The sequence below is a fragment of the Robertmurraya sp. DFI.2.37 genome, assembly GCF_029211245.1.
Classification (GTDB): Bacteria; Bacillota; Bacilli; order Bacillales; family Cytobacillaceae; genus Robertmurraya; species Robertmurraya methanolica_A.
Genome location: NZ_JARGEJ010000018.1, coordinates 57,930 through 79,306, shown reverse-complemented (window position 1 = coordinate 79,306; position 21,377 = coordinate 57,930). Strand labels below are relative to the sequence as shown.

Annotated in this window: 16 protein-coding genes and 2 pseudogenes; 3 read left to right on the top strand and 15 right to left on the bottom strand. The window is 37.2% G+C overall.

Features of this window, described 5'->3' with window-relative positions:
• Positions 1-125: 125 nt before the first annotated feature.
• Positions 126-269 (bottom strand): annotated as a pseudogene (locus tag PZE06_RS12010) (NAD(P)-binding protein); the annotation flags it as partial.
• A 507-nt stretch (positions 270-776) separates the two neighbouring features.
• Between PZE06_RS12010 and PZE06_RS12005 the strand changes: the two are divergent.
• Positions 777-2,276, top strand: a complete 1,500-nt coding sequence (locus PZE06_RS12005) for an ATP-binding protein (protein ID WP_150915847.1) — start codon at positions 777-779, stop codon at positions 2,274-2,276.
• Positions 2,277-2,750: 474 nt separating this feature from the next.
• Here the strand turns inward: PZE06_RS12005 and PZE06_RS12000 are convergent, their stop codons facing one another.
• Positions 2,751-4,898, bottom strand: coding sequence for a heavy metal translocating P-type ATPase (locus PZE06_RS12000; protein ID WP_191963702.1), 2,148 nt, complete (start codon positions 4,896-4,898; stop codon positions 2,751-2,753).
• Positions 4,861-5,235 (bottom strand): ArsR/SmtB family transcription factor, encoded by a 375-nt coding sequence (locus tag PZE06_RS11995; protein ID WP_150915845.1) that lies wholly within the window; start codon positions 5,233-5,235, stop codon positions 4,861-4,863. The genes PZE06_RS12000 and PZE06_RS11995 overlap by 38 nt, the downstream gene beginning before the upstream one ends.
• A gap of 182 nt (positions 5,236-5,417) precedes the next feature.
• Here PZE06_RS11995 and PZE06_RS11990 point away from each other — a divergent pair, with 182 nt between their 5' ends.
• On the top strand, positions 5,418-5,816 hold the full coding sequence (locus PZE06_RS11990) for a hypothetical protein (RefSeq protein WP_225315192.1): 399 nt from the start codon (positions 5,418-5,420) through the stop codon (positions 5,814-5,816).
• Between the two features lie 118 nt (positions 5,817-5,934).
• Here the strand turns inward: PZE06_RS11990 and PZE06_RS11985 are convergent, their stop codons facing one another.
• The 11 genes from PZE06_RS11985 to PZE06_RS11935 all read right to left on the bottom strand — a co-directional run bounded on the left by PZE06_RS11985 (position 5,935) and on the right by PZE06_RS11935 (position 20,051).
• Positions 5,935-6,333, bottom strand: a complete 399-nt coding sequence (locus PZE06_RS11985; RefSeq protein ID WP_150915844.1) for a GyrI-like domain-containing protein — start codon at positions 6,331-6,333, stop codon at positions 5,935-5,937.
• 203 nt (positions 6,334-6,536) lie between these two features.
• On the bottom strand, positions 6,537-7,451 hold the full coding sequence (locus PZE06_RS11980; protein WP_150915843.1) for a pseudouridine-5'-phosphate glycosidase: 915 nt from the start codon (positions 7,449-7,451) through the stop codon (positions 6,537-6,539).
• A 40-nt stretch (positions 7,452-7,491) separates the two neighbouring features.
• Positions 7,492-8,454 (bottom strand): eIF2B alpha/beta/delta subunit family protein, encoded by a 963-nt coding sequence (locus tag PZE06_RS11975; RefSeq protein ID WP_150915842.1) that lies wholly within the window; start codon positions 8,452-8,454, stop codon positions 7,492-7,494.
• Positions 8,455-8,695: 241 nt separating this feature from the next.
• A complete protein-coding gene (locus PZE06_RS11970) occupies positions 8,696-10,072 on the bottom strand; it encodes a PTS transporter subunit EIIC (protein WP_150915841.1) in 1,377 nt (458 codons plus the stop codon).
• A 92-nt stretch (positions 10,073-10,164) separates the two neighbouring features.
• Positions 10,165-11,004 carry a PRD domain-containing protein gene (locus PZE06_RS11965; RefSeq protein ID WP_150915840.1) on the bottom strand — a complete coding sequence of 280 codons (840 nt, stop codon included), beginning with the start codon at positions 11,002-11,004 and terminating at the stop codon, positions 10,165-10,167.
• A 21-nt stretch (positions 11,005-11,025) separates the two neighbouring features.
• Positions 11,026-11,520 (bottom strand): PTS sugar transporter subunit IIA, encoded by a 495-nt coding sequence (locus tag PZE06_RS11960; RefSeq protein WP_150915839.1) that lies wholly within the window; start codon positions 11,518-11,520, stop codon positions 11,026-11,028.
• 1,029 nt (positions 11,521-12,549) lie between these two features.
• Positions 12,550-14,430 carry an oxidoreductase gene (locus tag PZE06_RS11955; RefSeq protein ID WP_191963701.1) on the bottom strand — a complete coding sequence of 627 codons (1,881 nt, stop codon included), beginning with the start codon at positions 14,428-14,430 and terminating at the stop codon, positions 12,550-12,552.
• 97 nt (positions 14,431-14,527) lie between these two features.
• Positions 14,528-16,408: an oxidoreductase gene (locus PZE06_RS11950; RefSeq protein WP_150915838.1), complete on the bottom strand. Its 1,881-nt coding sequence runs from the start codon at positions 16,406-16,408 to the stop codon at positions 14,528-14,530.
• Between the two features lie 248 nt (positions 16,409-16,656).
• Positions 16,657-18,036 carry a PTS transporter subunit EIIC gene (locus PZE06_RS11945; RefSeq protein ID WP_150915837.1) on the bottom strand — a complete coding sequence of 460 codons (1,380 nt, stop codon included), beginning with the start codon at positions 18,034-18,036 and terminating at the stop codon, positions 16,657-16,659.
• Positions 18,037-18,093: 57 nt separating this feature from the next.
• On the bottom strand, positions 18,094-19,512 hold the full coding sequence (locus PZE06_RS11940) for a glycoside hydrolase family 1 protein (protein ID WP_150915836.1): 1,419 nt from the start codon (positions 19,510-19,512) through the stop codon (positions 18,094-18,096).
• Positions 19,513-19,544: 32 nt separating this feature from the next.
• Positions 19,545-20,051, bottom strand: coding sequence for a PTS sugar transporter subunit IIA (locus PZE06_RS11935; protein WP_150915835.1), 507 nt, complete (start codon positions 20,049-20,051; stop codon positions 19,545-19,547).
• Positions 20,052-20,393: 342 nt separating this feature from the next.
• Here PZE06_RS11935 and PZE06_RS11930 point away from each other — a divergent pair, with 342 nt between their 5' ends.
• A complete protein-coding gene (locus PZE06_RS11930) occupies positions 20,394-20,972 on the top strand; it encodes a TetR/AcrR family transcriptional regulator (protein ID WP_150915834.1) in 579 nt (192 codons plus the stop codon).
• 264 nt (positions 20,973-21,236) lie between these two features.
• Here PZE06_RS11930 and PZE06_RS11925 read toward each other — a convergent pair.
• Positions 21,237-21,320: pseudogene (locus PZE06_RS11925) on the bottom strand (universal stress protein); the annotation flags it as partial.
• Positions 21,321-21,377: the final 57 nt, after the last annotated feature.

The window sequence follows — 21,377 nt, the reverse complement described above, 5'->3', positions numbered from 1 at the left end:
TTGTTTAAATTCTTCGGTAAATGTTCGACGTACTTTTCTTGTCATGTAGATTCTCCTCATAACTGATTAGTATAGTTCATTCTACTTGACCTTAAAATTTCTGTCTAACTAAGTGTAGCCGATCCAATAAGAGAATCATATCTTTCTTTCCAACTCTCTCCTATCTCACTTCCCCTATCAATTAATAAAAATTTTTGCTGAGATTGTTTTAAATAATAACCGACTGCAAGCCCTGCTTGCCCTGCCCCAATTACAATTGTATCAAACATTAACAACCCTCCGTAATATATGATTAATTGTTCATATATTCATGATAATAGAATAAAACAAAGATTACAATAGAAAGTGTCTAAATAATATACAAAATGAACTACGTTTTAAAATGACAGCCACTCCATTATTAGAAAACAGAAAACGTGAAGAGTAGTTTTGAACTCCCAACTAAATACGAGTCAATTGGATGAGGGAGCATAAAACTGGTCAAACCCTTTATGGGTATGAAAAGAGCTTGTGGGAGGACTCTTAAGAAAGGGATGAGGGTGTGTTAAATATGGGCTACACTCAAGCAATTACCTCCCTTCTTTTAGCTTGAGTAATAGTGATTAACTTAGAGTCAAATGAAAGGAGAAGCACTGACCGGATCTCTGGATTTTAGGACTGACACCGAAAAGACCATTATGTTTCTCCTATTTTCCCTATTAAATTATTAGAAAATAAAGGATTTTATGAAAAAGTGTCAAAATAATTAGGTAAAAATACTTATAACGAGGGATAAGATGAATAGACAAATTGAATACATTGGTGCAAAGATAAAAAATATTAGCAATGATATTTTTCAAGAAGCAGAGGCACAACTACAAAAAAAGACTGATGTATCTTGGAGTACAACAGAAAACCTTTTTGAACGTATAGGGGAATTTGTCATTAGTAAAAATGATCTCTTGACCCTTGTAGCCTTCCTTAATCATAAACTAATTAAAAGCAGTGGATCTCTTGAGCGATCGATGCATTTCATAAATTCAACGCGTCTTGCCATTCTTGATTTACTTGAGCAGGAATTACGAAACAGCAAAATTTCTCTAGATAACTATTTTGCTGTCATGAAAACGATTGAAGAAATATATCAACTAATTACAAAAGAGCTTATTAATATTTATGATGATGAAATGTCCTTTATGAGAATGACTTTAGACGAATCCATAGAGGATTTGAACATGACCCTTAAAGAGCTAGCAGAATTAGAAAGCGTCCTAAATGAAGCAACCATTTTTGCAATCACTGATCAGGAAGATAGAATCCTATACGCAAATGATAATTTTTGCCAACTTTATAAATATTCACGAGATGAACTATTAGGGCAGAAGCATGATATCTATTCATCCAACTATCATCCTCCTTCTTTCTTTAATGACATATGGGAGACGATCCAAGGTGGAGAGGTGTGGAGAGGAGAAATTCTCAATCAAGCAAAGGACGGAACAAAATACTGGTTAGACACAACTATCATCCCGTTTGTGAATGCTAATGGTGAGCGTTACAAGCATATTTCAATACAGTATGATATTACAGAAAAAAGAAATACAGAAGACACGCTCCGTAAAACAGAGAAACTCGCTATAATTGGTGAATTAGCAGCAGGTATTGCCCACGAGGTGCGAAATCCTTTAACTACGATTCGGGGCTTTGTCCAACTATTGAATGAAAGCCAAATTGATTCTTATTATGTGGAGACCATTCTCGATGAAATTGACCGAATTAATTTTATCGTCAATGAATTCATGGTCTTTGCAAAACCGCATCAACTCCAATTTAGCATCTGTAATTTAAATGAAATTTTAACAAGTGTCGTTAAATTTCTTGAGCCAGAGGCCACTTTAAAAAATGTAGTAATTCATTTCGAGACTTCTCATGAAAGAATGCTCATTTCTGGAGAAAAGAATCAACTGAAACAGGTGTTTTTAAATTTAATCAAAAATTCAATTGAAGCAATGCCTACAGGAGGTACGATCAGTATTTCTCTTAAAAAAAGCACTGAAAAAATTGCCGTCATTGTAAAAGATGAAGGAATCGGAATGGATTTGGACCAGATCAAAAAATTAGGCGAACCCTTTTTTACGACGAAAAAGAATGGCAATGGTCTAGGTCTTATGGTAAGCTACAAAATCATCCAAAACCACAAAGGGAAAATTCAAGTTCAAAGTCGCTTAAACGAAGGCACCACCTTTATAGTCATTTTTGAAAGCCCTAAAAATAAAAAACAATCTAACACCAAATAGTCGCTGCTTTTAAAACCAAGGCACTGTTTTACCTTCCCAACAATTAAAGCTGGTTTCTGTTTTACTTTCAGTCACAACGTCGCCATCGACAGAGCTATTATGAGAATTTATTTTGCTCTGCAGCCTGTTGAACTCTTTTACACCTTCATGCGGACAAGGCTTATTCTTTTTGGACGAGCTTTGTCCTCATGAGTCCTTCATGCGAACATGGGATGCTCTTTTTGGGCGAGCTTTGTCCTCATAAGCCTTTCATGCGGACAACACTAGCTCTTTTTTGGCACTCTTTGTCCTCATAAGACCTTCATACTTGCAAAATTTGTAGCAAAATGAATGGCACGCTAGCTTTAAACTGCCATCATTCGTTGGCAATAAAATAAAAGGGGCACAGGGTAAAACACTGTGCCACCCTTCAAAATAAAAAACAAAGACCAATTGAAGGATCGCACGCTATCAAGCATTAACTCTTCATCCCTGCTACTTCTGATCTTTCACTAAAAGTAGCCTTAAACTATTTAAAGTGACAAGCAAAGTAGCACCCATATCGGCAAAAATAGCAATCCAGAGCGTCAACCAACCTGGTATTACTAGTAGTAATGCAATCAGTTTAATTCCTAATGAAAACGTGATGTTTTGTTTAATGATTTGCAATGTTTTTCTACTTAATTTAACGGTAAATGGCAGTTTGCCAAGATCATCAGCCATGAGCGCAACGTCGGCTGTTTCCAATGCCGTGTCTGTACCCGCTCCACCCATCGCGATCCCTACATTCGCTGCTGCTAGAGCAGGCGCATCATTAATTCCATCTCCGACCATTGCTACGCGCTCATATTTCCTCTGTAGCTCTTTAATAAAAGCAAGCTTATCCTGCGGCAACAATTCTGCCTTTATCTCAGAAACACCCGCATACTGTCCAATTGCTTGTGCCGTCCCTTTATTATCTCCCGTCAGCATAATTGTTTTTTTCAAACCAAGGAAATGAAGTTTCTCCACTACACATCGGCTATTTTCTCTTACTTCATCAGCAACAGCCAACACTGCCAGTGCTTCTGTTCGTGAACCTGCTACGATCACTGTTTTTCCTTGAGTTTGTAACGCATTAATTTTCTCTTTTATCTCCTGAGCTAGTCCATTACTAAGGGTCTCGTCCAATAATTGTGGACTGCCCACAAAATAGGTTTCACCAGCGATGAGCCCTCTAACCCCTTTTCCTGTTATCGAAGAAAACTCATTCACTTCAACACTTTCATAATCGAGCTTTTCTTCTTCAGTCTTTTTCAAAATAGCGGAAGCTAAAGGATGCTGGGAACGCTTTTCTAGAGCAGCGATTATTTTTAATAATTGAGCTCTATCCATATCTTGCTGTAATGGGAAAAAGTCTGTTACTACTGGAACTCCTCTTGTAAGAGTGCCGGTTTTATCAAATGCCATTGCTTTAATGGCACCCATTTCTTCTAAATGAATTCCTCCTTTAATTAACACCCCATTTCGTGCTGCATTTCCGATCGCAGTCACAATTGAAACTGGTGTTGATACGACAAGGGCGCATGGACAACCAACGACCAATACTGCCAAGCCTTGATAAATCCATGTACTCCATTCTCCACCAAGAAGTGGTGGAATAATTGCGACACCAAAAGCGACTAACATAATAATCGGGGTATAGTATTGGGCAAAGCGATCAACAAACGCTTGAGATGGAGCACGCTCCGCTTGCGCTTCCTCGACAAGATGAATAATTTTAGCAATCGTCGAATCATCCACACGCTTAGTTACCTTTACTTCTAGAAGGCCCTCTTCATTTAATGTTCCAGCAAATACTTCATCAGCGCTTGCCTTCATCACTGGCACAGATTCCCCTGTAATCGCAGCCTGGTTGACAGCTGAAGTCCCTTTTATCACCACTCCGTCCATGGCAATTTTTTGACCTGGCTTCACAATCATAATATCGCCAATTGCGATATCTTCAACTTCCACCAACATCTCCTTCTCATCACGACGGATCAGCGCTTCTTTTGGCGCAATCTCCATTAAAGAACGAATGGATTGACGAGCTTTGTCCATTGAATATCTTTCAAGAGCTTCACTAATGGCAAATAGGATGACAACCGTAGCCCCTTCACCCCATTCACCGATGATTACGGCTCCGATTACAGCTATCGTCATTAATGTTTTCATATCAAAGGTAAAGCGAAACAGGTTCTTAATTCCTATTTGAAATAAACGATATCCACCTATTATGATGGAAGCTCCAAAAGCAATCGTACTCATAACATGTCCTTCACCCAACAACCAACCTATTAATAGGAAAATAGCTGAGATCAGAACAGTTGCATGCTTCTTTAAAAATGGTTCCTTTGCTTCCGTAAATTTTTCTATATCAGGAATGATTCTTAAATTTTCAAACGCTCCTGCTTTTTCAAGCTCAGCAATGGTTGCTTTCCCATATAAAGTAAGCTTTGATGCAGCAAAATTCACATTTGCATCCATAACACCATCCAGGTGTTTTACGTTTTTTTCAAACGTATTGGCACAGCTTGCTCAGGAAAAGCCTTGAACGCGATATACTTGTTTTTCCATTGATTGTTTAGTTGCTTGGTTCAAGTATCTTCCCCTCCTTTTCATGGGTAAGAGCCAATTGAATAAGCTGCCTAACATGGTCATCATCTAAAGAGTAAAAGACTAATTTGCCTTCTTTTCGATACTTCGCTAAGCCCATATTGCGCAGCAATCGTAAATGATGAGATGCAGTCGCTAAAGAACAACCGACAATTTGAGAAACATCACATACACATAACTCTTCTTCTTCACTTAAAGCAAAAGCAATTTTCAGCCTTGTGCCATCCGCCAATGCCTTAAACATTTTTGATACTGAAAACGTATTATGCAGTGATATGGAATCTTTTACTCTCTTTACTTTTATTTCGTCATAACAAGTCACTTCACAAACATCGTGTTTCAACTGAGCTCACCTCATATTCAAATACCTATTTGATTATTAGTGTATGCAAGTTTCAAATAATAGTCAAACATTCATTTGAATATTTGACTAAAATGGTTTCTTTATCCGTAATGAAATGTTCACTTTATCACAAAAAGTTGAAAAATATAAAGAGTATACTTAGACATGAAAGGATGCGATAAATGATGAAGAGAAGCAAAATACTTTTCTATGGAACTGGTGTCCTCTTATTGATCGTTGCCCTCGGAGCGATTTCTGCAGGAATCGGATTGATATTAGAACCGGATGGCAGCAATATAGGTATGTCAGTTGAGCTATTAAACAAGTCTCCTTTTCAAAACTTTCTAATTCCCGGAATCGTTCTCCTAACAGTCAATGGGATTGGCAGTTTAGTAGGGAGTCTTCTATCCTTTAAACGTCATCAATTGACGAGTATAGCAACCATAAGCCTCGGCGTAATCCTGATTATTTGGATTGGAGCGCAAGTATATTGGCTTGGATTGATCAGTATTCTGCAACCGCTCTTTTTTGCAATTGGTTTATTGGAGATCTTTTTGGGGGGCATTTTCTTAATAAATTAAGAACGATTATAAAGCGAAGAGAACAAGCATTGTGTATCGACAATTCGTTTTATCCTTGATTAAAAGGACCCAATCTCTTTATTGGCTCCTTTTTATTTACTAAAAATATCCTCTTGCATTACTTAATTCCTATATAAATTTCAATTTCTCCATTTGGATAATATTTCTCAAAATCATATGTATAAGCTCTCTTCAATGTACCTGAATCCTCTCGTTTCCAAATCTGTTTCCAAGTATTTATGACACCTTGTTCTTCAGTTTTATCGACATTAAAAATTTCATATTTTGCATGATTCAATATTTCCAGAGAATGTTCTCTTTTGCTATCTTCTACAGCAATGCTTAACGTGTAATCGCCTTTATAGTCACTTTCATAATGATGATAGACACCATAAATTATCGTATTTTCATTAGTTATATTTTTAGATGCCTCCTTCCACAGTTCTGCAATTTTCTCTATCAACTGCTCATCATTAAAATTATTTGTTCTCACACTATTAATAATAGATAATTTCATCGGCTCCACACCCCAAACTAAATTTTATCAACAACTATTAATCTTATTCTATAAAACATGGTATATTCCTTTTTCGTCAATTAACTACTGTTTGCTAACCGTAGCTTTTATTTAGGCCACATCCAGGAGCATGAAATCTGAACAGTTTTGTATGCATAAAAAAAAGAAGGAATGACGCCACTCCTTCTTTCTCAACAATAAAATCAAGATAACTCCTGTAATGCAGTTGCAATTTTAGCACCTATCAATGCGTTGTGATAAACTAATGCAACATTTGCTTCTAAACTTTTACCATTGCTCATCTCTACAACCTTTTTTAATAAATAAGGAGTAACTTCTTTTCCTTTTATGCCCTGCTTGCTAGCTTCCTTTAATGCCGTTTCAATAATAAAATTGATTTCACCTTCAGACATAGCTGAATGTTCCGGGATTGGATTGGCAATCACCGCGCCACCTTCTATTCCTAAATCCCATTTTACTTTTAATACTTCAGCAATTTCCCTCGGCTCATCCAAGGAATAATCCAGTTTAATATCACTAGTACGGGCGAAAAAGCTTGGCAACACATTTGTTTGGTAGCCGACAACAGGGACTCCTTTCGTTTCTAAATACTCCATCGTTAAATTTAAATCTAAGATAGATTTTGCACCAGCACAAACAACAGCTACGTTGGTTTGGGCCAATTCCTCAAGGTCTGCAGAAATATCCATTGTTGCCTCTGCCCCTCTATGAACCCCTCCAATTCCACCAGTTACAAATATACGGATACCTGCTAACTGGGCACAATACATGGTTGATGCAACAGTAGTTGCCCCCATCTTATTTGTTGCAACAATGACAGCAATATCTCTTCTTGAGACTTTAGCAACATCCTCACTTTTAGCGAAAGCCTCCAGTTCTTGAGGAGATAAACCAATCTTAATTTTGCCATCCATTACTGCGATGGTTGCGGGCACCGCATTATTTTTGCGAATAATCGTTTCAACATTATTCGCCATCTCTAAATTTTGGGGATAGGGCATCCCATGTGAAATAATGGTTGATTCAAGGGCAACGATCGGTTTGCCATTTTCTTTTGCCGCTAATACTTCTTCCGATAATTCCAAATACCTATTCATATTACTCCACATCCTTTACTTGAATTCTCATCATAAATGCTTAACGAGCAGCTTCCATAATAAACTTTTCAAGTTTTCCCCAATATTCCCCCACTGTTGAAGGATGGATGACACCAAACTCACAAATAATCGAGTGAATATCGTCGGCTGGAGTCAAATCAAAAAATTGATTAATTACCTCAATTCCATCTAAAGAATCAAAATCGCCCTTTTGGATCATTTCCTCAATCGTACGTCTTTCCAATTTAACTTGATAGCCTTCCTTTGTCCTTAAATCGATTTTGTAAATCTCACTTGCAATATACACCTTTTTATTACACATTTTTGCCAGCTTACTGATCAAAGCTGTGCCCATTTTATTAGCAACACTACCGTCAAAAGTAATCGTATCTGCACCAACCATGATATAATCGGCCTTTGGCATAAACTCCCAAACGCTAGCATCTGTAATATAAATTACTGGAATTTGATAGCTTTGGAGAATTTGAACTGCCAATCTCGATTCCCTTAATGGGCGTGATTCTGTACAGATCACAGTAAATCTTTTCCCCTGTTTAGCGGCATGGATAAAAACACTCATTAATGCACTACTGTAACTATGCATGAATACTGTTTCCCCATCCTGAATGATGTTTCCTCCGAACTGACCAAGCTTTTCAACTGCTTCCAAAGAAACATCGATGATTTTTTGACACAGCTTACTGATTTTCTCTTGAATTTCGAGCACCTCTGTATCAATATTTGCCTCCAATAAGGCATAAACAAGATTTTTTGAATTATAAATGGTCGCCATTGTTGGCTTAAGCTCAAGCATTTCAGAAGAAAGATAATCAAGACGATTTTGTAATTCTTCTCGATTAGAGAAGACTTCTTGGTCACATGCCAACTTGTAGGCCCAAGCTGCTGCTCTCCCAAAAGGACTTCCCCCTTTTACATTCATATTCCTTATTTCTTGAATAACATGTTCTGCGGACTCAAAACGAATATCATTAACTTTTAGCATCGATGACTTCCTCTCGTATATTTTTTGCGAATACGCCTTCAGAAATATTAAAATGGTGGCTGCGCTCATTGTATAAGCCACCAATCCTCTTTTCGAAGTCTCTATTGATTTTCTGATTCCATGAAACGAGATTGCTCCTATCGTTTCATGGAAATCAGAGTGCCTTTCAGTTCTACTAAAAAGCTTGTGAGGCTTCACAGGAAATGAGCCAAGTCTATAGAATTGGTACACAATAAACGATCTATTCTTTCGCTTCATCAATTCCAAACAAGTAAGTTAAAATAAATGTTGCTAAACTACCAACTAAAGCACCGGTTAGAAGACCAAAAAATCCTACTCCAAAATAGGCTGGTAAAGAGTAAATACTTAAAGCAACCGGAGCAGTAACGCCCGCAAAGCTTCCACCGGCAATGGCTCCCCCTATTGCTCCTCCCACTAATACAAAATAAAATGGTTTTTTATACTTCAAGTTAATGCCATACATGATCGGTTCAACAATACTACCGCCAAAAAATCCCGTTAATGTTAAGGACAGAGCCGTTTTCCTTGTTTGAGGATTTTTCGTTTTAGCCGCAACCGCTAGTCCTGCAGCATACTGGCACATTAAGCTTGGAGCATGCGTAACAATAACTGTATCTCTACCAAAACTAGCAATATTCGGAACAGTTACTAGCGATAAGATAACAATATGCATTCCACCAATAATCAAAATTTGCCACGTACCTCCTATAAGTGCTCCAGCTAAAATCGGACTAAAATCATAAAGAGAGGTGAAAACAGATGTAATAAAAGTTCCTCCCCAGTTTCCAATTGGACCAAGAATTAAAATGGTTATCGGTGTTACAATTAATAGACTTAAAAATGGTACAAAAAGTGAGTTTAACGCTTTTGGAATTATTCTTTTTAATAGTATTTCAACTTTTGACAGGAGAAGTATGGCTAAAATGGCAGGAAGAACTGAGCTTGCATAAGACACTTCGGTTACTGGAATCCCTAAAAAAGTAATTCCACCGCCATTCTCACCTAACAGATTGATAAAGCTAGGATGGATAAGGAGCCCAACAACCATTAATGACACGCCGATGTTGGCATTAAACATTCTAGCTGCTGACCACGCTACTAAAATAGGAAGAAAATAGAAAAATGTATCTGACAAGGCGATTAAAATCGCATACGTCGTATTCGTATCACTAATTTCAAAGAAGACTTCTAAAATGATGCAAAGAACTTTAAGAAAGCTCATCCCTAGCATTGCGGGTATCAATGGAGTAAAAATACCTGACAGTGTTCCTATTAATCTATCTAGTACATTTTGTTTCTGTTCCTGTTGGTCTTTTTCGTCTTTTTTCATATCTTTAACATCATTGTTAGAAAAATCGTATTTTTCCGAAATTTCATGGTAAACATCTTCCACAATAGCTCCTAATACAATTTGATACTGTCCACCAAAATCCATAATTTTAATAACTTCAGGAAGCTTTTTCAATTCCTCTTCCCTTATTTTCGCGTTATCTTTTATGACGAAACGTAATCTAGTCATACAGTGAGTCAGAGATGAGATATTCCCCTCCCCACCAACAAGTTCAACTATTTTTTCTGCTAATTCTGTTTTTAACATTTGTGCCACCTCTCTCTCCAATTTTCATTATTTTTATTGGATTGACGTCAATCTTTATACAAAACAGCCTATGCGCAATTCAGCTGTTATTGCTACTTTTGATTATGAAGAATCATAGAATTAATATGAATCATTAAATATCCCAGTTCTTCATTTGGTACCCGAAAATTATAATACTCATTTATATATGCAGCGATTTGTTTCGCACATTCATACTCTTTTTTAAACTTGTCCTTCGCAATTTTGTATAGAAATTCATCATTATTATTTACTTTATTGGAAGATAATCGATATAAAAAGAACTTTAAATGCGTGATAAAACGTATATAATAAGTCGAGTTGTCATCCAATTTGACATTATAATTGGACTCAATAATAGAAATAAGATTTTTTATGATAATCGTTATCTCTTTAATGCTCGCTTTATTAGAGTTAAGAGTGGCATTTATCAAATTAAATGCAATATAGCCCGCCTCGTCTTCATCCAACTTAATGTCCGTGTGTTTCTCAATAATTTCTAATGCGAGCGCACCCACTTTAAACTCATTCGGATAAAACTTCTTTATTTCGATTAAAAGTGGATTTTCAATCATTTCATTGGAAATTTTTCGTTCAATGGCAAATGCAATATGATCGACCAAAGAAATAAATAAATTTCCTTCTTTAAAGTTGGTACCAATGGTGTTTTTCGCTGTTTCAATGATCTCGTTTGTCGCATTAATATAGGAAGGAGGAATTGAACGGAATAATTCTTCCACATATTTCATTTCATTTTTTGACTCTAAAATAAATTTTTTTTCGATTTTGCTACGTTCAACAGGATCATGAACCTTTTTTTGAAAGGCGATTCCTTTGCCTAGTAAAATCGTTTCATCCCCGTTTTCATCGAGCGCCACTACCGCATTATTATTCATTATTCTAGAAATAATCAAGAGCAATCACTCCTTAAATTATTAAGTCTTTAATTTAAGAGGAAATAAAGCTTCGCCACGCTTAGTCATTTTCGGAACTACTTCAATCTGCTCATAGCGATTAGAGTTTAAAAGAATCAAGATAACATCTGGATCATATCCTTTCTGCTTGATTAGTTCCAAATCAATTTTTAATAGTAGTGTGCCCATTTCTACATGTTCATTTCGTTTAACATAGGGGATAAAACCAACTCCTTCTAATTCCACCGTATTCACACCGACATGTAATAGCAATTCTTCTCCGTTATCTCCAATTATCCCAAGCGCATGATTGGTTGGAAATATTGATGCTATCTTCCCTGAAATCGGTGAATAGATCTCCTGGCTAGATGGAATGATGGCACAACCATATCCCATGCTACCATCGCTGAAAACAGGATCTTTTACCTGTTCAAGCGGAACGCATTTTCCATCAATTGGTGAATAAACTTGTATTTTATCTGTCATAGCTTTCTTCTTTGAAAATAACTTTTTCATCGTCTTTCACCTCGTTATACTTTTCGCTGCTTTTCTTATGATTCTTTCAAAAATTTGAAGCTATTCTCCTCAATACTTTTGACCATTTCCATTTTTCCTTCGTTATCAGCTCAAATTTATCTCCTACACAAAAATTCACCCGTTAAAAAACAAAAAGACTCAAAACAAACAGTTCGTTTGTCTTGAGTCTTGCCTGACGTCAAAGTTATACACTTTGCGAAAGTCACAATCTCATCATAATTATCACATTATTGTAAGTGCTTTCATTTTTACCATACCACTAATTTTTATAATTTTCAAGTGGTTTTGAATTATTCATTTATTAAATTTAATGGCCTTTAACAGCGGGGAGCCATACCTCATACCGCGAATTTTGCGGATCAGCTTGAACATACACTTTGATATCAGGAGATTTCCGTATTCATAACCTGAAGTCTGAAACGACGCATTTGTTGAATGGGAAAATTTGAGCCATTATCTTTGGAGAGCGGACAGTTCAAGTTTATTCGTATAAAATGGCTTATTGGGACAAGAAAACGCAAAAAATCGTGCTTAGTTTGTCCTCATGAAAGGTTCATGCGGACAGTGATCACTCAAATTGAAGCTTACCTTGTCCTCATGATGGGTTCATGCGGACAGAGAGCTCCCAAAATCATGTAAACCTTGTCCTCATGAAAGTCTCTTGCGGACAGTGATCACCTAATTCTAGCGAACCCTGTCCTCATACAAGACTGATGTGGACAGAACTCACCCCACTCCAAAAAATAGTCCTCATAAGAAGTTTACGAGGACCATCCTGGATTCAAACAAAGAATCGCTATAGAATGATTGCTTTAGCTGACTCTGACCTAACTTGTATTGTGCAAGGTTCCAGTGGAAGATGCGTGTTATGTTTGGAAACTTGATCATTGCAAAGGCTCTTACAGCCTTCCTGAACCAGTCAAACCAATAGCTATTATTCAAAAAAATAGAGAAAACGCTCGCACCCTCTCAAGAAACACTTTATATTAGACTAATGCACGATATAAATTAAAGATTCGCTGAGACAAAGTATCCTTCTCGTGTGGCATCCATCACATTTCGTACTTGTTTTGCATCACCGATAACAAATGTATCTGGTACGATTCCATAGAATTGTTCAACTACACTTTGTTTCGGTTTAAAGCCAGTGGATAATATTACCGTCGTTGCCGGGATAAATTTTTCTTCACCTTCCTGTACAAAAATGACTCCGTCCTTAGTAATTTCCTTACAAAAAGAGTTCAAATGCAGTTTTAGCGTTTCAACCTTTTCCATAGTTTGCCGTAAACCAATTCGATAGAGCATATTTCCATTAGGAGCATACTCGCTGCCACTTTGTAAAATCGATACATTTCTACCTTTATGAGCTAACTCGAGCCCCAGTTCACAACCTGTAGAGCCACCGCCAATAAGCACTACATCTTGACTGATCTGTTCTAACTGTTCATACACATCCAATGCTTGCAAAACATGGGGCTGGTCAACCCCTTTTATAGGCGGAGAAAACGGCTCTGCTCCTACCGCAATAATAATGGCGTCGGGTGCTATCTTCTTTATTAATTCTGGAGTGACCTCAGTAGATAATTTTACCTTTACATTGGATTTATTGATTTGAGTTGTTAAATAAATTAAATATCGATATAAATCTATTTTTATTTCCTCGAATTTTGCATACGATAACGCACCGCCAAGCTCTGCCCTTCTTTCAAAGAGAATGACTTCATGGCCCCGCTCATCAGCAACAAGGGCAGCTTTCATTCCAGCAGGGCCACCACCGATAATAACCACTCTTTTTTGTTTTTTTGCTTTTTGCAACTGCAATGGAACTAAATGAGGTCTTGCATATCGAGGGTTCACGGAACAGCCAACATTTTTTCTTTCCGTAGAAATATGATAGCAATATTGACAGCGAAGGCAGGGGACGATATCTTCTTCTCGTCCTTCTTTCGCCTTTTGTGGCCAGAAAGGATCTGCGATTAATGGCCTTCCTAAGGCTACAAAATCCGCCTTTCCTTCAGCAATAATTGATTCTGCTTCCTCAGGCGTCATAATTGCCCCGACAACTGTAACTGGAATATTGACATTTCTCTTCACTTCGGCAGCCCATTCCACATTAGGCATATGTCCTTTAAAAATGGTCGGGGCCATATGGACATTTCCTTCATGATTAATGTCGAGGCCAGCAGAAATATGAACCATATCAAGTTTATCCTCAACGAGCTTAATAAATTGGAGCACTTCATCAAATTCGATGGAACCGTCTACACATTCATAAGCGCTAATACGCATATCTATGACAAAATCTGGTCCCACTGCCTCTCGTACTCTATCAATAATCATTTTCGGAAATTTCGCTCGATTTTCAAAACTTCCCCCATATTGATCCGTCCTTTTATTGAATAACGGTGATAGAAATTCCGCCGGCAGCCACCCATGACCAAAATGAAGCATAACTAGATCAAAACCAAAATCCTTGGCATTTTTTGCAGTTTCTGCCCAATCATTAGCTACTTCCTCCATCATTTGTTCATCCATTGCTCTTACTTCCGTACCATCTTCTCTTATAAAACTAACTGGACCTATTGCGTAGTCGTCTACACGTGCATATTGTCCAGAATGAATAATTTCTAGAGATGCTTTGGCACCAGCCTGATGGGCAATAATAACTCGTTCTCTTGTTGCTTCCCGTTGATACTTATCAAAGCCATATGGCTCATCTGGACTTGAATAGCTTGCTCTCTTTCTGCTCGCATTAATACTGCCGGTAATAATTGTTCCTGCCCCGCCAAGTGCTTTATCATGATATGGGCCTGCTGGAGTAGCAATAATTCGATTATGAAACATAATATTTTTTACTTTAAGCGGTGTAAATAAATTAGGAAATTTCACTTTTTCCACCTGCCAATTTCTATTCATTTTGTAATTTTAACCCTCTGAAAAATAGATGAAGTTACCTGTTTTCCAGAGGGTTTTGCCTTATGTTAGCTCAAAGATTTTTAGCAATAAAATACCCTTCTCTTGTTGCATCCATAACGTTTCTTACTTTATAAGCATCACCAATGACAAATGTATCCGGTACGATGCCGTAAAAGGATTCAACAAGTTTTGAATTAACTCTCATTCCGGTTGATAAAATAATGGACTGAGCGGTGATAAATTTTTCCTCATCCTTTTGTATATAAACGACCCCATCTGTTTTAATCTCTTGACAGAATGCATTCAACTCCCAATGCAAGCATTTCTCCTTTTCCATCGTCTGCCGTAATCCAATCCGATATAGGAGATTTCCGTTTGCAGCGTATTGCCCGGAGCCTTCTAAAATCGTCACTTTTCTCCCATTTCTCGCTAACTCAATGCCGAGTTCACAGCCTGTAGAGCCACCGCCAACTATGACAACCTCTTGGCCAAGCTTTTCCATTTGGCCATAAACATCTAATGCTTGCAAAACATGAGGCTGGTTGACACCTTTTATTGGCGGCGTAAATGGATTGGCCCCTACAGCAATAATGATCGCATCGGGGCGTAGCTCCTTTATTAATTCAGGAGTTGCTTCCGTGTTTAGCTGGACTGAAACTGTCGATTTATTGACTTGAGTAATTAAATATTTCATATAGTTATATAAATCTACCTTTAACTCTTCATATTTTGCATATATTAACGCGCCACCCAGTTCAGAAGACTTTTCAATTAGTACAACTTGATGTCCCCGTTCTGCCGCCACTATCGCTGACTTCATTCCTGCCGGTCCGCCACCAATCACGACTACTTTCTTTTTCTTCTTTGCAGTATCCAACTCCAATGGAACTAAATGCTGCCTTCTATAGCGTGGATTCACGGAACAGCCCACATTTTTTCTGTCTGTTGAAATATGATAGCAGTATTGGCATCTTAAACATGGAACAATGTCTTCATCGCGACCTTCTTTTGCCTTTTGCGGCCAGAATGGATCAGCAATTAAAGGTCTTCCTAAAGCAACAAAGTCTGCTTTACCTTCTGCAATAATAGATTCTGCTTCAACTGGACTCATAATAGCGCCGACAACCGTCACAGGAATCTTTACATTTCTTTTCACTTCCGCAGCCCAATCTACATTTGGCATATGTTCTTTGAAAATGGTTGGAACCGCATGAACATTTCCTTCATGATCAATATCCAATCCAGCGGATATGTGAACCATGTCAATTTTATCTTCAATTTCTTTTATAAATTGAAGAACATCCTCAAATTGAATCGACCCTTCAACACATTCTGAAGCGCTAATTCTCATATCTATAATAAAATCAGGACCAACTGCTTCCCGAACACGGTCAATTATCATTTTGGGAAATCTCATTCGATTTTCCAAACTACCACCATAATGATCTTCTCTTTTATTAAATAAGGGAGACAAAAATTCTGCAGGAAGCCAGCCATGCCCGAAGTGAAGCATGACTAGATCAAAGCCGAGCTCCTTTGCATTTTTAGCAGTTTCAGCCCAATCATTGGCTACCTCCATCATATCTTGTTCATTCATTGCTTTTACCTTTGTACCATCATTCCGAGTAAAGCTGATTGGGCCAAGAGCATAGTCATCTACTCGGGCGTATTGACCGGCATGGATCAATTCTAAAGATGCCTTTGCTCCAGCTTGCTTAGCGACAATCACTCGTTCCTTTGTTTTTTCTCGTTCGTACTTATCAAATATATACGGATCATCCGGACGTGAATAACTCGCTCTCTTTCTACTAACGTTTGCGCTACCAGCAATAATGACTCCCGCTCCGCCAATTGCTTTATCATTATAAGCACCTGCTGGAGTTGCAATTATTCTATTTGTAAATACGATGTTTTTTATTTTCAATGGTTTAAACAGATTAGGAAATTTCACTTTTTTCCACCTTCCATTATGTTTTTTTGGCTTTGTTATAAGTTCGATGTTGAACTTTGGTTCAATTACATATGAAATCTCAGACAATGAGCCAAAAATCAACAAAATCGTTTAACAAAGCTTTTTTATAAAATGTCCCCGGGGAAGTAGAAAAAAAGATGACCAATTAGATTAAGAGATATGGTTTTGAATGAGATTCGATAGAAGCAGTCATACTGTCAACTGCCCCTATCGAATTTTGCTGAAGCCTACACAGATTTAGTTGTTAAAAATTTTCCTTTTTCCATTAGGAATGTAACAATAAAACCTACGGCAATTGAAGAGAAAACGCTAAGCATATAGTATGGAAAAACTTCTGTCGCAGCAGCAAACGCTGGTAGACCAAGAATTCCTCCGAAAGCAAAAGCTTTTACATATACTTGGAAAATTCCACACACTACCCCACCTGCTGCACCACCTAATATTAAAGCTAAGAAATATCGCTTGTTCTTCATACAAATTCCATATAATCCTGGCTCCGTAATCCCCGAGATCATATTGACAAATGCTGCAGATCCAGCAACTTCTTTCAGCTTTTTATCCTTATTGAATAGAAGAACTGCCAAGGTTATGCCTAATAGAGCATAGCCTCCCATACCACCGGCTGCTAAGGAATATTCAAATCCTTGTTCAGAAAGAATTTGCAATTGTATCGGCAAAATGATCCAATGCAGCCCTAGCATAATCACAAAGATAAAAAATGCACCTGAGATTAAGCTAAGAATAAAGACATTTCCATCAACAAAAAACTGATAGCCATCTGCTATTGCTTGAGCTAATATATTTCCAATCGGCCCAAATACCAATAAAGATAGAGGTACCATTAATACGATGGACAACAAAGGAACAAGCATAAATTGCAATGGCTTTGCTAAATATTTCTTGAGAAATTTTTCTATATAACTAAAAGCCCACATTGCAACGATAATTGGGATAACCGTATTGGCAAAGTTCATCGCGGTAAAGGGAATTCCTAACAAAGTTAGTCTTTCTCCTGAAATTAATATCGCACTTAAATCAGGATGCATTAATGCTGCCCCAATCGTAGCCCCGATGTAAGGATTTGCGCCGAATCGACTAGCTGCGGTAAACGCTAGTAATATTGGGAAGAAGTATAATAACGCATTCCCTACAGCATTCAAGGTAATATAAGTCGTACTTTCTTCCGAAATCCAGCCAAAGTTTGTAGCGATTGCAACTAAACCAATCAAAATTCCTGAAGTTGCTAATACCGGAATATAAGGCGTAAAAATTGCAGAGATCGTTGCTAAAAACCGATCAAGCAAGCTGCCTTTTTTACTCTCCGTGCTCTCAGCACTTGAGTCTTCTCTCTCAGAATTCACTTCGCCTGTTAAGTTCGTAATAGCATTGTACACATGTGACACTTCCGTACCTATGATTAATTGATAGTTTCCATTTTTATCAACAAGACCTAAAATATTAGGATTTTTTTCTATAGCATCCTTGTCCAATTTACTACTTTCAAATAAGGAAAATCTTAATCTAGTTGCACAATGGGTTAATGTCTTAATATTTTCCTTTCCTCCTAGCGAAGCTAAGACTTCATTTGCAACATTTTCATAATTCATTCATTTATCCTCCTCCGGATATTTTAAATGCATGAATACAGCCTATTAATAAAACGCTTACATCCTCTCACTTAACGACTTCCCGTTTGATTCAATTACTCGTTTATACCAATAAAAGCTTTTCTTTTTATAACGTTCAAGAGTTCCGGAACCGTCATCATGACGGTCAACATAAATAAAGCCGTATCGTTTTCTTAATTCCGCCGTAGAAGCACTTACGAGATCGATGCATCCCCAAGCTGTGTAGCCCATTACTTCCACACCGTCTTCAAGTGCTTCTTCTACTTGGAGAAGATGATCTCTTAAATAATCTATTCGATAATCATCGAGCACCGTTTTCTGTCCATTCTCATCTTCTACTAAAACATCTCTCGCCCCAACGCCATTTTCAACAATAAAGAGAGGAAGTCGATATCGATCATATAACTCGTTGAGCATATATCTAAGCCCTTGTGGATCGATCTGCCAGCCCCATTCATTTGCCTCTAAAAATGGGTTAGCAACCCCGCCCAAAATATTCCCCTTACTATTAGGCTTTTGTGCAGAATCAGCAGTTTCACATAGACTCATATAGTAACTGAGTGAAATGAAATCGACTGTGTGAGTTAGTATTTCCCGATCTTCAGGCTCCATTTTGATTTCAATATTTTGCTCCTTAAAAAATCGTCGCATATAAGCCGGGTATTCACCTCTTGCATGCACATCCGCAAAAAATAGAATTTCCCTTTGCTTTTGCATCATCGCGATTACGTCACTAGGTTTAGGAGAAAGAGGATAAATGGGTACAGCTAAAATCATACAGCCAATTTTTGCATTCGGCATGATTTCACGCCCTAATTTTACTGCCATCGCACTTGCGACCAGTTCATGATGAATCGCCTGATATAAATCCTGCTTCGTTAATTTATCTTTTTCAGTGTAGATGCCACCGCTGCAAAAGGGTTCATAGAGAATAGAATTGATTTCATTGAATGTTAACCAATACTTCACCTTATCTTTGTATCTCGTAAAAATCGTTTCTACATATCGAATAAAAAAATCGATTAGCTTTCTATTGAGCCAGCCATCATACATTTTAGATAAATACAATGGTGTTTCATAATGAGAAATGGTGACAATCGGTTCAATCCCATATTTTTTACACTCATCGAACACGCGGTCATAGAACTGCAAACCTAGTTCATTCGGTTCTGCTTCATCTCCGTTCGGGAAAATTCTTGACCAAGCAATAGATATACGAAATGCCTTAAACCCCATTTCTGCCAATAATTTTATATCCTCTTTGTATCGATGATAGAAATCAATACCTACCAGTTTCATGTTATCTGGAGTCGGCTCTTCTGTAATTGGGCCAATAAACCCTTTAGGCATCACATCTTGAATTGACAGTCCTTTGCCATCCTCATTATAGGCCCCCTCGGATTGATTAGCGGCAATGGCACCTCCCCACAAAAAATCTGCTGGGAATTCTTTCATAACGCATAGTCCCCCTTTCTTAGTTGTACAAATTAATTTTTAATAAGCTCAATAACCGTTTCCATTTCTTCAACCTCTTTACCAGTAAAACTTACTATTTCTCTAAATGAATCTGTATTGCAAATGATGAGCGGTGATATAAGATCAAAACCTTGTCTTTTGATTTTATCGATATCAAATTGTAGCAAAGGGTCCCCTATTTTTACTTTTTCTCCTGAGCAAATAAGTGCCTCAAAGTATTGCCCGTTTAAACTAACTGTATCCAGGCCTACGTGGATCAATATTTCCGCTCCGTTGTCGGAAGCAAGGGTAACGGCATGTTTAGTTTCAAACACGGACACCACTTTCCCATTTACTGGAGAAACGACTCTTCCCCTTTTCGGCAAAATTGCTACACCCTTCCCCATCATTTCTGTCGAGAATACCGGATCATTGACATTACTTAATGGCCATACTTCACCTTCAATCGGCGCCTTGATTACGTTTTCATCTTTTTGCTTTCTTTTGAACATATTTTGTACTTTTGAAGAGTTGAACATTACTACCTCCAAACAGTTATACTTAACTACATCAGAAAATCTACGAAAAATGTCTAATTCAGATAAGCTTATCTTAATTTCATCTTATGGTTAGACAAATTTTTCATCAATCACTAAAAAATTTATTAATGTCTAAAAAACCAACATTTTTTTTAATATTGTCGGAAACATCAAAAATTTTTATGAATATGGTATATAATTTAAATACATAGAGAGTTTGATCCCTCTTACAAATGAATACCAATTTGCTATATTTTGTCATATTTTGAACCTCAAAACATCGCATGTTTTTATCTCTTCTTTTTTAATCAACGGGATTGGATATCATAAAGGAGGAATATAATGCTTTCAGATGAGAATCGTGAGGACAGAAGAGTTCGTCGAACAAAAAGAATGCTCAAGAGAGCATTTATAGACATTCTTTATGAAAAGGAATACAAAGATATTTCCGTAACCGATATTGTCGAAAGAGCCGATTACAATCGAAGCACCTTTTACTTTCATTATAAATATAAAGAAGAATTGGTTGAGGAGCTTAATGAAAGTATGGTTAATGGTCTCATTGCTGCTTTTTTTGATGATTTTAAAAAAGGGATTGAGAATATGACACCTGCCGATATTGTCATTTTTGAGCATATTTATAAAAAGAAGGATTTTTTTAACCTTTGGAAGACATCTGAAGCGATCCCAAATATTCAAGAAATGTTTATTGACAAGTTTTCATTAGCTTTTAAAAAAGAACTTTTGAAGATGCGCAACCTGAATATTGACATCGATATGGACTTATACGTAACCTACCATGCACAGGGGGTACTAGGTTTAATACTGGACTGGATAAAAAAGGACTATTCCCATTCATCTACTTATATGTCGAGGCAATTACACAATTTATTAAATATTAATCAGTTGAAAAGATCATAAAATAGAGCTGCTCGTTTTTGTGTATACGAGCAGCTTTATTCATTTTTTTCTTTCGTCCAAGATTATGGCTAAAATCCCTTTTACTCACCTTTCTAAAACATCTTACACATACTTTTAACCTTACCAAATATTGCGGATAGCAATTTTGCAATCAAAAGCTCATCTATACGAACATGTTACTAGAGCCCATTTAGCAAATTAAGAATCAACTATTCCATATTTGATATAACCTACTCAGACTTAATTTCTCAGTTGTTTAACGATTTACTTTACCACCAGCACCGGACAAATTGCCCTCTTCACGACTTTATGACTGACACTGCCAAGTACCATTTCTTGCAAAGTATTCGATCTGCTACGCCTCCACAATTATTGACATGGAATACCTTGCTCGTAAGGATGTCG